Source organism: Micromonospora xinjiangensis, from assembly GCF_056150165.1.
The window spans coordinates 104,773-117,283 of sequence record NZ_JAXCFO010000007.1; the positions used below are offsets into that span (position 1 = coordinate 104,773).

The following is a 12,511-nucleotide window of genomic DNA, read 5'->3' on the forward strand; positions in this document are numbered from 1 at the left end:
GCTGTAGGCCCGGGCGCACGGGGGCAGCCCGGCGGAGCCGACGGGAGCGTCGGCCACGGATGAGCGGAAGAAGGTGTCAGGTCTACAGGGCAGGCGGGGTCACGCGATCTTGTCCTCTGTCCTCACGGCTACGGGTGCAGGCAACCTACGGGAGCCCGCCGGCACCGCTCAAACGGTTTTCCGGGGCGTCCACGGCCGCTCGGTTTCGTAACCCGCCATGAGGCGGCGGGCGCACATAACAGTGATTATGGTGCTGGGGCGTTATGTCCGAATAACCCGGGCCTTATTATTGAATTGCCATTGCCGATATTCCGATAATCCGAGCCTGCCGCGCTCAATCCCCGATCCGGATCGTGTGCGGACCACGTCGCCGCCAACAGAGGCGCGAGGGCTCTCCGGCGTTGCCCTCGCCGGTCGGGGTGCCGCGAGTCGGCGGTGGTGACCGAAGTGCCCCCGTCGAACACCCCGGGGCTGCGGTGGCGTGCCGTCGACGCGCCAGATATTGCCTCGTCGTGCCGAAGCCCGTCCGGCGATACTCCCTACACATGACGGCTGACGGTCCCGATCGGGACATCCCCGCCAATCCAGCACTGCGGCGAATCCTGCGAAGCCATCGCTCGGAGCTGCTGGACCTACTGGCCGACGGTATGTCTGGCAGCGACCTGACCACCCTGCTGCTCGAGGTGTTCCGGCGCAGAGCCGACCGGCTCTCGCCGGCAGAGGTGATGCGCCGCTACCGCAGCGACCGGTTCGTCACACCGGCACCGATCAGCGTCGCCGCACTGCGCCGCGCCGAGGACGCCTTGATATCCGCGTTGCCCGACGACTTCGAGATGCTCGTGCTTGCCCCGGTCCTGCCTCTGGCAGCCCATTCAGCCGTCGCGACCGTCGACCCGCGCAAGGTGATCGCAACGGTTCGCGGAAGCGAGGTTGCCGCCGACCCGACGAACGCATTGGCCCTGGAGGCGTCCGTGCGGCGCGCCCTGGCCCTGGCCGCAGATCCCCGTTCAGAGGTGCCGGTGCGGCTGGCGGCCAGCCAGCGTGTGGCTCGTGCACAGCACTTCGACGGCCCCGGGATGCTGGCTCACTTCCAGATATTCGGCGTGGTGACCGCGGGACGGGATACCGGCAACCGATCCTTCGAACACCGGCATCTCACCGAACACTTGCGGTTCGCTACCCGGGCGCTGGCCGCCGCCGGAGCCCGCCGCACCCGGATCCAGCTCACCTGCCTCGACGACGCGAGCCGCTTGGTCATCGAGCGGCTACGTCAAGACCTCGCCACGCTTCCAGGCGTTGCCGTGGTCGAGGATGCCGAGCGAACGACCGGGCGCGGCTACTACACGGGCATCTGCTTCAAGATCTATGCCGATGTCGAAGACCAGCACCTGGAGGTCGCCGACGGCGGCCTCGTCGACTGGAGTCAACTCCTCACCGGCAACCGCAAGGAACGCCTTCTGATCAGCGGCTTCGGTGTCGACCGACTCGCGGGAACGGTGGCCTCGCCCCCCACACGCGACCAGTCCCCACCGCGCGGGCCGGGCAACCCGAGCCACGGGTAGTGATGACGGCTCGTTCTCAGCCGGCGCGTATCCGATCCGTCTCACCAGCGCTGCTGCGCTGCCGTTGACGGACGGCGCCGAGCGGTGGCTGTTCTGCCGCAGCCGTCACCGAGATCCGCCCGTTCGGGGTCGTGATCCTCCGGCAGGGAAAGGAGTGGACCAGATGGTGGGCAGGCTCGTAACGTGCAGGTGCCCGTGACACCGCCCGAGGAGGTGAGACCCATGAACGTTGCATCGATGTGGGTGCTCCCCCTTCGCGTCACGGTCGGGCGATCGACGTAGGTGTCGCCGGGAGCGCCTCGCCACCAGGCACTCCCGAAAGGGCGACACCTATGCACCCTCAGCAGTTCACCGCCGAGCCGCCGTCCGGCGACACGGTCGAGCGCGACGTCCCCCGACTCCCGTCGCCCGCCGCCGGCCGCGATCGGACGGCCCTCCCGTTCGACGTGATCATTGCCGGTTGCGGGCCGACCGGCGCCATGCTGGCCGCCGAGCTGCGGCTGCACGACGTGCGGGTACTCGTCCTGGAGAAGGACACCGAGCCCGTGTCGCACGTCCGGATAGTCGGTCTACACATTCGCAGCATCGAGCTGATGGCGATGCGCGGGCTGCTGGAACGCATCCTCGAACATGGACGCCGGCGTCCGGCCGCCGGGTTCTTCGCCGCCATCGACAAACCCGCGCCCGAGGGCCTGGATTCCGCGTACGCCTATCTGCTCGGCATCCCGCAACCGGTCATCGTCCAGCTGCTCGAGGAACACGCGATCGCGCTGGGTGCGCAGGTCCGGCGCGGCCGAGCGGTGACCGGCGTCGCGCAGGACGACGACGGTGTGACGGTGACGCTGGCCGACGGGGAACAGCTGCGGTCGCGCTATCTCGTCGGCTGCGACGGCGCGCGCAGCACGGTGCGCAAGCTGCTCGGCGTCGGCTTCCCCGGCGAGCCCGCGCGCACCGAGACGCTGATGGGCGAGATGGAGGTGGGCGTGCCGCAGGAGGAGGTCGCCGCCAGGATGGCCGAGATCCGCGCGACCGACCGGCGGTTCAGCGTCGGCCCCGCGGGCGTCGGGGTCTATCGCGTCGTGGTGCCCGCCGCCGGAGTCAGCGATCGTGCGGAGCCGCCCACGATCGAGGATTTCCGACGGCAGTTGCGCGCCATCGCCGGAACCGACTTCGGCGTGCACTCCCCGCGCTGGTTGTCCCGCTTCGGGGACGCCACCCGGCTGGCCGACCGATACCGGGTCGGGCGGGTGCTGCTGGCCGGCGACGCGGCGCACATCCACCCACCCATCGGCGGGCAGGGCCTCAACCTGGGCGTCCAGGATGCGGTGAACCTCGGCTGGAAGCTGGCCGCACAGGTTCGCGGCTGGGCGCCGGAGGCGCTGCTGGACACCTACGAGGCCGAACGCCGACCGGTCGCCTGGGACGTGCTGGAGAACACCCGCGCCCAGACGGAGCTGCTGTCCACCGGACCGGGCCCGCGGGCCCTACGCAGACTGCTCACCGAGCTGATGGACTTCGACGAGGTGAACCGCTTCCTGATCGAGAAGATCACCGGGATCGGCGTCCGCTACGACCTCGGCGCAGGCCCCGACCTGCTCGGCCGCCGCCTGCGCGACGTCGACGTGAAACAGGGCCACCTCTACGACCTGCTGCATCGCGGCCGCGGCCTGCTGCTGGACCGCACCGAACGCCTGACCGTCGGCGGCTGGTCGGACCGGGTCGATCACCTCGCGGATCCCACCGTGGCACTGGACGCCCCGTGCGTCCTGCTACGCCCCGACGGCCACGTCGCCTGGATCGGCGACGACCAACAGGACCTGGACGAGCACCTCTCCCGCTGGTTCGGCAGGCCCACCTGATCCGGCCTCGCCACTGCAACGAAGCCAGACATCCACCTAGGGTGGGCGTGTGGAAGAGGACGAACGGCTGCGCCACTCCTCGTCGTTCGGCGCGGCGGCCACCGCGTACGCCGAGCACCGCCCGGACTACGCGCGGGCGGCGGTGCGCTGGGCGCTCGAGCCGGCGCCCGGCCGGCGGGTGCTCGACCTCGGCGCGGGGACCGGCAAGCTGACCGCCACGCTGGCCTCGGTAGACGCCGACGTCACCGCGGTCGAACCGGACCCGGCGATGCTGACCGAGCTGCGCCGCACGCTGCCGCGGGTCCGCGCACTCGCGGGTAGCGCCGAGGCGATCCCGCTGCCGGATGCGTCCGTCGACGCCGTGCTGGCCGGCAACGCCCTGCACTGGTTCGACATGGCCGTGGCGGGCCCGGAGATCGCCCGGGTGCTGGCGCCGGGCGGCGTCCTGGCCGGCCTGTGGAACGTCATGGACGACACGGTCGGCTGGGTCGCCGGGCTCGCGCGGGCCGCCGGGAGCGCGGTCGTCGGCCCGCGCGACACCCCCGCCGGTTGGCGCGTCGAGACGGCGGACATGCACGTGCCGAGGACCGGCGGGGCCGCCCGGTTCGGCTCGCCGGAGCAGGCCGAGTTCCCGCACGGGCAGCGCCGCACCGCCGACTCCCTCGTGGCGACGCTCGCCACGAGGGCCGGGATGTTGGTCATGCCAGAACGGGAACGAGCGGACACGCTCGGCCGGATCCGCGCCTTCCTCGCGAGCAGACCCGAGACGGCGGACGGTGAGTTCACCCTCCCGATGCGGACCTGTGTGCTGCGCGTGCGACGGCTCTGAGGTGCCGCCGCGGCGCGTCAGGCGGGCCGGGCCAGCCGGCCGGCCGCCGCCAGGCGCCGCACCGCCGCGTCGTGCGGCACGGCATGGCGGACGCGACCGCCGACCCCACGAGTGGTCGTGGCGGTGAAGAGCGAGTTGAGCAGCGCTTCCTCGACCGTGTCCAGGACGGCGGTGAAGAGCGGGTTGAGCTGCGCGTCGGGTATCACCGGCTGGTCCGATCGGGCCGTGCTGAACGCGATCGCGTAGTCGCCGCTGCCGTTGCTGTACGACGCGCCCACGCGGCCCATCGCGAAGATGGCGCGGCGGGCGAGGCGGCCGAGCTGGCGGGCGTCCAGCGGGGCGTCCGTGGCCACCACGATCATGCACGAGTTGCCGGGCGGTTCGGCGCGGTCGGCCTCGGGGATCAGCTCCGCCACGGGCAGCGGCACGCCCGCCGCGGTGAGCACTCCCCCGAAGTTCGACTGGGTGAGGGCGCCGACGGTCACCGGCCCGTCCCCGACCGGCACGAGCCGGGACGAGGTGCCGATGCCCGCCTTGTAGCCCAGTGCCGTCGTGCCGGTTCCCGCGCCGACGCAGCCCTCCGCCGCCGGCCCGTCCGCCGCCCGGTCGATCGCGTCGAGCACGTGCTCCTCGGTCACCGGCCGCCGCCGGATGTCGGACAGGTGACCGTCGTTGGTCTCGCCCACCAGCGGGTTGAACGACACCCCGTCCGGCCGTCGTCGCATGAGATATGTCAGCAGCGCGTCCGCGGCCCGGAACACCGACAGCGTGGCCGTCAGGACGATCGGCGACTCCAGCACGCCGAGTTCGTCCACCTGCGTCGAGCCGACGAGCTTGCCGTAGCCGTTGCCGCGGTACACGGCCGCGGGGAGGGTCCACCGCCGCGGGCCGAGCTGGCTCGGCACGATCGCCGTGACGCCGGTGTGCAGGTCGGCCCCGTCGTCGATGGTGGTGTGTCCCACGAGCACCCCCGGCACGTCGGTGATCGCGTTGTGCCGCCCGGGTGGCAGCGCGCCGATGACGACACCGAGGTCGCGGGCGCGGCGGGGTGGCTGGTCCATGGTGCTCCTGTCCTGGTCGACGCGGCGCGGGGCTCGGCGGGCGGGGTGGGTCAGGCCATCGCGTCGAGGATCGGCACCAGCTGCTCCTCCTCGTACGCCAGGTGTCGTTCGAGCTCGTCGGTGAGCTGGTCGACCCGCCGGCGTACGTCCGTCGGGTCGGCGGCACCGTCACCCAGCACTGTCTGGAGCTGGTCGATCAGCGCCGACACCCGGACGTGTTCGGCCCGGAGCCGGTCCAGCGTCGGCGCGAGTTCCGGGCGCTGCGCCGCGAGGCCGACGAACATGCCCCCGTCCTCGTGGCTGTGGTGCAGGTGCAGGCCCTGACAGACGACGAGGCAGTTCACCCGCAGTTGGGCGCCGAGGCGGGGGCCGGTGGCGGCCACCTCCCGACGGATCAACTCCAGCTCCCGGCGGAACGCGTCGTGGATCCGGACGAGCGCCGCGCCCCACGACGGCGCCTCGGGCGGCCCGCCGCCGATCCGCGTCAGCGCGACCACGGGAAGGACCCGGCTGGTCTTCGCCTGGTACGCGGCCCAGCCGGGATCCGCCTCGACCGCGCGGGCGAACACCTCGTCGCGTTCGGTGCCGGACAGGACGGTCGCGCGGGCCGGGTAGGTGAAGATGCCGTCCTCGACGGTGACCCGCGGGTCGGCGAGGACGTTGTGGAGCCAGTCCGGATGCCGGGGCGCGCCGCCGGCCGAGGCGATGACGAGGATCCGGCCGCCCGTGTCGGGCAGGTAGGCCAGCGGGGTGGTGTGCGGCGCGCCGGAGCGCGCGCCGGTGGTGGTGAGCAGGATCAGTCGTCCACCCTCGAACGGGCCGCCGACCCGGCCCGCGTTGGCGCGGAACTCGTCGATGATCTGTTGGTTGAAGTCGTTCGGCAATGCTCCACTTTCTGGATCTGGACAGCACGGAACGCGCGACGCCGGCGGCGGCGTCCGCGACGGAAAAGGGAGAGCACGACGGCAGCGGTCGTGCGTGAGGTGGGCGCGGGACGGAGGACGGCGGGCCGCGGGCCCGCCGGGCGGTCACTCCGCGGCCGGGTGCCTCACTCGCTCGTGGCCCATGGCCGACCCGGCAGTCACGCGTACGACCCTAGTGCCGCGCCCGGCCGGCGGCAACGCCGTTACCGACACCCGCATCCCGGAGCGGGATTACCGGACGGTGCGGGGAAGGCACCCCGATGTCGGCCGCCCGCGGGGCGCACCGGGCGGCGGGCCCGCGGGCGCACCCCGACCCGCGACACCGAGGGGGACCGGCTTGTGCCCGAGGGGCCCCGCTGCCAAGGTCGGGGCATGGCGGGGATGAACGGGCGCGACGTTCTGCGGGCGGCCGGCGAGATGGTCCGGGTGCTCGAGCCGTACGCCGGTCGCGACTGGAGCGTGCCCGCCGGCGGCCTGGAGTGGAGCTGCTGGACGACCGCCGCGCACGTCGCGCACGACCTGCTGGCGTACGCCGGGCAGGTCACCGGCCGGCCCACCGACGGGTACCTCCCCTTCGACCTGCGGATCCGCGCCACCGCGAGCCCCCGCGAGGTGCTGACGGTGGCCACCGCGTGCGCCGGCCTGCTCGCCGCCGCCGTCGACACGGCCGGGCCGGCCGCCCGCGCGTGGCACTACGGGCCGTGCGACCCGGCCGGCTTCGCCGCGATGGGGGTGACCGAGACGCTGCTGCACACCGGGGACATCGCCGACGGGCTCGGCGTGCCGTGGGAGCCCCCCGCCGACCTGTGCGCCGCGGCCGTCGACCGGCTCTTCCCGGACGCCCCGGCCGGCCCGCCGCCGCAGGTGCTGCGCTGGCTGACCGGCCGCGGTGAGCTGCCCGAACACCCCCGCCGCACCTCCTGGAGCTGGCGGGCCGCTCTCGCCTGAGGAACCCGGCTGCCGGGCTCAGCCGCGTGGAGCGGCCGCGCCCGCGGCGTCGCGCATCTCCGACGTGTGCGCGTCGGCCAGGTCGGGGCGCCCGTGGTACTGGGCCGGCGTGTTCTGGAACAGAGCGACGCGCCACCCGCCGTCGCGCCGGACCGCGACGAGCGACTGCACCGCGTTCACCGCCGGGTTGGGGTCGGCCTGACCGGGCGGGATCATCCCGACCCGCGCGCGCAGCAGCACGACGTCGGCGCCGAGCGGGCGGATCTCCCGCACCTTCCAGACGTACGCGGCGGTGGGGTGGTCCGCGAAGATCGGCGTGAGGTGGGCCTCCACCTCGGACGCGTCGACCTGGCCGCCGTCGAAGCCGATCAGCGCGCCGTCGTCGGCGAACAGCGCGGCGTACCGGCGGGCGTCGCGGTCGTTCCAGGCGGTCAACAGGTCCTCGTACAGCTGCCGTACGGCCTCAGTCGCCTCAGCCATGCCGCCCATCCTGCCAGCCCGGCCCCCGACGCGTCGCCCGTCGGGCCGGCCGGTCGCGGTCGGTCCGACGTCGTCCAGGCACGGCCACGGTCGTCATCCCCGCATCCGTCACGAGCACACCGAGGCCCGCGCGCCCGCCTGCCGTCAGGCTGCCGGACGGCGTACGTGCCGGTGCCCGTCACGGGGAAACGGTGGCCGGGCCGGCAGCACCTCCACGAACCGGAAGCCCGCCTTCTCGGCGACCCGGCAGGAGGCCGGGTTGTCGATCTGGTGCAGCAGTTCCAGCCGGCTCAGGCCGGCGGCGGCGAAGCGGGCGAACGCCCAGCGGCTGACCGCGTCGACGGCCCGGCCGGCGATGCCCCGCCCGCGCGCGGCCGCCGCCGTCCAGTAACCGACCTCGGCGTCCGGCCGCCCCGGCGTGACGTTCTTCAGCACCACGTTCGCCACCAGCCGCTCACCGCCGTCCGGGTCCGGCTCGTGCACGGCGAAGGTCAACCAGTCACCGCGCTGCCAGCCCTCGCGCGCCCGGGCGAGCCAGCGGCCCGCCTCAGTCGGGGTGGTCACCGGGTGTCGGGTCCAGCGCCGCAGCACCGGGTCCCGGTGGGCGGCCAGCAACGCGTCCTGGTCGTCGTCGCGCCAGGGTCGCAGGACCAGTTCCGGTGCGGACGCCGTCGCCGGTGCCCGGAGGATGATCGACACTGGCCCAGTCTGCCCCGCCGCCACAGCGCCGGCGCCCGGGGCCGCCCGCGGCCACACCGGCCAGGAGGACCGGCAACCGTACGGCGACGCGCACGCGGCCGAGGCGACGCAGCGACGCCTTCAGGCGGTCGCGCGGCCGGCGGCGGCGCTCACCCGGCCGAGGGGCCGGCGGGAGGGGCGGTCAGGCGGCCGAGCGGCGGCGCCACGGCCACCAGGTGCGCCGCGGCGCATGCTCGGCCAGGGTGGTGGCCGGCGCGACCGGGGCGGGCGACGCGGCACGGCGCTGCTCGCGCCAGCGGCGGACCACCTCGTCGACGTTGACCGGCCGCACCACGACCCGCGGGCCGGTCGGCGTGCGCAGCCAGGCCAGGACCTCGCTGTTCAGGTGCCCGCAGAAGGCCCGTACGGCCTCCTCGGTGGGCAGGTCACGCACCTCGTCGGGCAGCCGCTCGATGCGGCGGCGCAGCTGCAGTGGTGTCGGCAGCAGCAGATCGCCGGGGAGCTTCTCGCGCTCCATGAAGCTCTTGATCCACCACGACTCGTCGTAGGGCAGGTTCCGGCCCGGGATGGGCTTGCCCGCGCCGGGCAGGTTGTCGAACTCGCCGCGCTCCTGGGCGGAGCGGATCTGGGCCTCGACGGCCGCTTCCCACATGTTCGTCACCTGTCACCTCCCCGATCCACCGTAACGCGGCGCGCGGCGGCGCCCGATCCGTATCCACAGCGTGCGGGCCGTGCCGGGAATTCCCCGAGACCGCCGGACGAGGGCCACCGTCGGCCGGGTGGCGCTCGGTCGACGGCGGCCCGACCCGTACGGTCGACGGTGTCGATCGAGTACGAGGGGGGCCGTCGATGGTGGGTACGGGCGCATTGGTGGGAATCGCACTGGTGGCGATCGGCATGGTCCTGACGCCCGGTCCGAACATGGTGTACCTGGTGTCCCGTTCGGTGACCCAGGGGCGCCGCGCGGGGCTGATCTCGCTGCTCGGGGTCGCGGCCGGGTTCGGGATCTACCTGGTGACGGCGGTCGCCGGGCTGGCCACCGTGTTCGTGCTGGTGCCGGCGCTGTACACGGCGGTGAAGCTGGCCGGCGCGGCGTACCTGCTGTGGCTGGCCTGGCGGACGCTGCGCCCGGGCGGCGCCTCGCCGTTCACTCCCGCGCCGCTGCCGCCGGAGCGGCCCCTGCGGCTGTTCACGATGGGCCTGGTGACCAACCTGCTCAACCCGAAGATCGCGATTCTCTACGTGTCGCTGCTGCCGCAGTTCATCGATCCGCAGCGCGGTCACGTGGCGGTGCAGAGCCTGCTGCTCGGCCTGACCCAGATCAGCATCGCGCTGGCGGTCAACGGCCTCATCGTGCTCACGGCCGGCACGCTCGCCGGGTTCTTCGCGCGCCGGCCGTCGTGGCTGCGGGTGCAGCGCTGGGTGATGGGCACCGTGCTGGGCGCCCTGGCGGTCCGCATCGCCGCCGACCGGTCCCGCGCCGCGGTCGCCGTCTCCTGACCGGGCCGGGCGGTCGCGCCGCCGTCTCCTGACCGAGCCGGTCCCGCCGCCGCCTCCCGACGATGCCGGGCGGTCGCGCCGCCTCCCTGGAGGCGGCACCGCCGCGCGGCCGGGCGCCCCACCGCGCACTAGACTGCGGCCTCGATGGACGCCCAGCCCACCACCCCCGACACCCGTCCCTGCGCCCACTGTGGACGGCCGGTGCCGCAGCGGGTCGGCGCGGGCCGGCCGTTCCGCTACTGCCGCGACAACGACGGCGCCTGCCAGCGGGCCTCCCGCAACAGCCGGATGCGGCACCGCAACGCCCCCGGCCTGCCGGGGCAGGTGGCGCGGACGTGGGAGGCGGTGGACCGCCTCGACCAGATCGTCGAGACGCTGACCGAGGCCCTGCACGCCGAGCTGTCCCCGGTCGGCGTGGAACGGCAGCTCGCCCAGGCCCGTGCCGACGCCGCCGCCGAGATCGCCGCGGTGCAGACCGAACGCGACGAGGCGCTCCGCGAGGCCGAGGACGCCGCCGCCGCCACGGCACGGGCGCGCGAGGAGGCCCAGGCCGCCCGTGCCGAGCGCGACGCCGCCCGCGCGGACGCCGACCGGGCGGCCGAACGGTCCGCCCGCGATGCCGAGCGGGCCGAGCGGGCCGAGGCGGCCCGCGACGAGGCGCGTCGGGCGGCGAGCGCCGCGGAGGCCCTGCGGGTGCAGGCCGAGCGGGACCGCGACGCGGCGCGGCAGGAACTGCGGGCGGTACGCGCCGAGCGGGACGCCGAGCGGCAGCGTGCGGCCGACCTCACCGCCGAGCGGGACGCCGCCCGGGCCGACGCGGACCGGGCCGGTCACGACGCGCGGGCCGCGGCCGAACGCGCCGAGCGGTGGCGGTCCGAGGTGGAGGACGTACGCCGCCAGATCGAGCAGGCCCGCACCGACACCGCGCGGGCGCGGGCGAACGCCGCCGACGCGGTCCGGGCCCGCGAGGAGGCCGACCGGGTCCGGGGTCGCGCCGAGACGGCCGCCCGGCAGGCCGAGGCCGCGCGGTCGGAGGCGGAGGCCGTGGCCGGCCACCTCCGCGGCGAACTCGCCACGGTGGCCGCGCAGCGGGACGCGCTCGTCGCCGACCTGGCCGCCGCGCGGCACGCCGCGGCCACCGCGGAGGGCCGGCTGACCGAGCTGACCGTACGGTTGCGGGCCGCCGAGACGGACCGGGACACCGCGCAGCAGCGCGTGGCGCAGCTGGCCGCCCAGGTCAGTGACCTGGCCGCGGCGCTGGCCCGCCTCGGTTCCGGCGCCGGGACCGCCGGCGTGGCCGACACTCCGGTGGCCTGAGTCGCCGCGTCGCCCGCCAGGACCGGGGGTTGGGACGGGGTCGGGCGGGGCGGCGGCCCCGGCGGGCGGCGCGGGAGGATGGCCGGGTGGGAAAGACACATGAGCGCATCGAGGGCCGGCTGCGGTCGTTCATCGAGGAGCAGCCGATGTTCTTCACCGCCACCGCGCCGCTGGCCGGTGACGGCACCATCAACCTCTCCCCCAAGGGGCTGCGCGGCTCCTGGGCGGTCCTCGACGAGCGCACCGTCGCGTACCTCGACTTCGCCGGGAGCAACGCCGAGACGGTCGCCCACCTGCGGGAGAACGGCCGGATCACGCTGATGTGGTGCGCGTTCCAGGGGCCGCCGAACATCGTTCGGGTGCACGGGCGTGGGGAGCCGGTGTTCCGGGACGACCCGCGGTGGCGGGAGCTGGTCGGCCACTTCCCGGACATCGACCCGAGCGTGCACGGCCTGCGGGCGATCATCGTGGTACGCGCCGAGTTGATCCGCGACACCTGCGGCTACGCGGTGCCGTTCATGAGCTACGACGGTGACCGGGACCTGCACGGCCGGCGCTTCGCCCGCGAGGACGACGCGTCGCTGAGCGACTACTTCGCCGGCAAGGAGCACGTCGCGTCCAGCATCGACGGCCTGCCCGGGCTGCCGCTGCCGCTGCCACCGACGCCGGTCTGAGGCGGCGGCGCCGGGCCGGGGCGACGACGCCGCGAGCCCGGGCCGCACCCGGTGGCGTGGGCCGGCGCAACCTGCGCGCCGCCACGGCGGTTAACATCGCCGGTGGCAGTCGACACGCAGCACCACCGCCGCGACCCGGCCGTCGACGATCTCGCCGGGTTGCCGTGACGGCCGGCTACCCTTGTTCAGGCTCGGCCGTGGGCGTCACGCGCCCTCTGGCGGGAATGGCCTGGCGGGCACCGACCGTTACACCAGAAGACCAGCACCACGAACGAGGGGAAGTCGATCATGGGCGAGCGCATGCTGCGCGGAAGCCGCCTTGGCGCGGTGAGCTACGAGTCCGACCGCAACACGGAGCTCGCGCCGCGGCAGACCCGCGAGTACCTGTGCGCCAAGGGTCACCAGTTCGAGGTGCCGTTCGCTGTCGACGCCGAGGTCCCGACGACCTGGGAGTGCAAGTTCGACGGCAGCGTCGCCCGGCTGGTCGACGGCAGCGAGCCGGAGCAGAAGAAGGCAAAGCCGCCGCGCACCCACTGGGACATGCTGCTGGAGCGCCGCTCGATCGCCGAGCTGGAGGACATCCTCGCCGAGCGGCTGCAGGAGGTCCGGACCCGGCGCGGCCGGGCCTGACCGAGCGAGCGCGACAACCCGTAGCGAAC

The 12,511-nt window shown here is 74.2% G+C and carries 13 protein-coding genes; 8 read left to right on the forward strand and 5 right to left on the reverse strand.

The genetic code is table 11. The annotated features are described in order from the left end of the window. Positions 1 to 545 precede the first annotated feature (545 nt). The 3 genes from SM573_RS24265 to SM573_RS24275 all read left to right on the forward strand — a co-directional run bounded on the left by SM573_RS24265 (position 546) and on the right by SM573_RS24275 (position 4,250). On the forward strand, positions 546 to 1,562 hold the full coding sequence (locus SM573_RS24265) for a hypothetical protein (RefSeq protein ID WP_474617147.1): 1,017 nt from the start codon (positions 546 to 548) through the stop codon (positions 1,560 to 1,562). A 332-nt stretch (positions 1,563 to 1,894) separates the two neighbouring features. Beyond that, positions 1,895 to 3,421, forward strand: a complete 1,527-nt coding sequence (gene rox, locus SM573_RS24270) for a rifampin monooxygenase (protein ID WP_474609541.1) — start codon at positions 1,895 to 1,897, stop codon at positions 3,419 to 3,421. 49 nt (positions 3,422 to 3,470) lie between these two features. After that, the gene (locus SM573_RS24275) at positions 3,471 to 4,250 is read left to right on the forward strand and encodes a class I SAM-dependent methyltransferase (RefSeq protein ID WP_474609540.1); all 780 of its coding nucleotides are present in this window, start codon (positions 3,471 to 3,473) and stop codon (positions 4,248 to 4,250) included. Between the two features lie 17 nt (positions 4,251 to 4,267). Here the strand turns inward: SM573_RS24275 and SM573_RS24280 are convergent, their stop codons facing one another. Together SM573_RS24280 and SM573_RS24285 are read right to left on the reverse strand one after the other, a co-directional pair. Beyond that, positions 4,268 to 5,311, reverse strand: coding sequence for a P1 family peptidase (locus SM573_RS24280; protein WP_474609539.1), 1,044 nt, complete (start codon positions 5,309 to 5,311; stop codon positions 4,268 to 4,270). A gap of 50 nt (positions 5,312 to 5,361) precedes the next feature. Further along, positions 5,362 to 6,195 carry a nitroreductase/quinone reductase family protein gene (locus tag SM573_RS24285; RefSeq protein WP_474617148.1) on the reverse strand — a complete coding sequence of 278 codons (834 nt, stop codon included), beginning with the start codon at positions 6,193 to 6,195 and terminating at the stop codon, positions 5,362 to 5,364. Positions 6,196 to 6,615: 420 nt separating this feature from the next. Here SM573_RS24285 and SM573_RS24290 point away from each other — a divergent pair, with 420 nt between their 5' ends. Then, entirely contained in the window at positions 6,616 to 7,182 is a 567-nt protein-coding gene (locus SM573_RS24290) for a hypothetical protein (RefSeq protein WP_474617204.1), read from the forward strand. Between the two features lie 18 nt (positions 7,183 to 7,200). Here SM573_RS24290 and SM573_RS24295 read toward each other — a convergent pair whose 3' ends face one another. The 3 genes from SM573_RS24295 to SM573_RS24305 form a co-directional block, all read right to left on the reverse strand. Continuing rightward, on the reverse strand, positions 7,201 to 7,662 hold the full coding sequence (locus SM573_RS24295) for an SgcJ/EcaC family oxidoreductase (protein ID WP_474609537.1): 462 nt from the start codon (positions 7,660 to 7,662) through the stop codon (positions 7,201 to 7,203). Positions 7,663 to 7,806: 144 nt separating this feature from the next. Next, positions 7,807 to 8,361 (reverse strand): GNAT family N-acetyltransferase, encoded by a 555-nt coding sequence (locus tag SM573_RS24300; protein WP_474617149.1) that lies wholly within the window; start codon positions 8,359 to 8,361, stop codon positions 7,807 to 7,809. Between the two features lie 181 nt (positions 8,362 to 8,542). After that, complete coding sequence (locus SM573_RS24305; protein ID WP_474617205.1) at positions 8,543 to 9,013, reverse strand: DnaJ family domain-containing protein; 471 nt, start codon at positions 9,011 to 9,013, stop codon at positions 8,543 to 8,545. 197 nt (positions 9,014 to 9,210) lie between these two features. Between SM573_RS24305 and SM573_RS24310 the strand changes: the two genes are divergently transcribed. From SM573_RS24310 to SM573_RS24325, 4 genes are all read left to right on the forward strand, one after another. Beyond that, complete coding sequence (locus SM573_RS24310; protein WP_474609535.1) at positions 9,211 to 9,861, forward strand: LysE family translocator; 651 nt, start codon at positions 9,211 to 9,213, stop codon at positions 9,859 to 9,861. A gap of 144 nt (positions 9,862 to 10,005) precedes the next feature. Then, positions 10,006 to 11,178, forward strand: a complete 1,173-nt coding sequence (locus SM573_RS24315) for a hypothetical protein (RefSeq protein WP_474617150.1) — start codon at positions 10,006 to 10,008, stop codon at positions 11,176 to 11,178. Between the two features lie 86 nt (positions 11,179 to 11,264). Further along, positions 11,265 to 11,852 carry a pyridoxamine 5'-phosphate oxidase family protein gene (locus tag SM573_RS24320; protein ID WP_474609533.1) on the forward strand — a complete coding sequence of 196 codons (588 nt, stop codon included), beginning with the start codon at positions 11,265 to 11,267 and terminating at the stop codon, positions 11,850 to 11,852. Between the two features lie 288 nt (positions 11,853 to 12,140). Further along, positions 12,141 to 12,482 carry an RNA polymerase-binding protein RbpA gene (locus SM573_RS24325; RefSeq protein WP_046564157.1) on the forward strand — a complete coding sequence of 114 codons (342 nt, stop codon included), beginning with the start codon at positions 12,141 to 12,143 and terminating at the stop codon, positions 12,480 to 12,482. Positions 12,483 to 12,511: the final 29 nt, after the last annotated feature.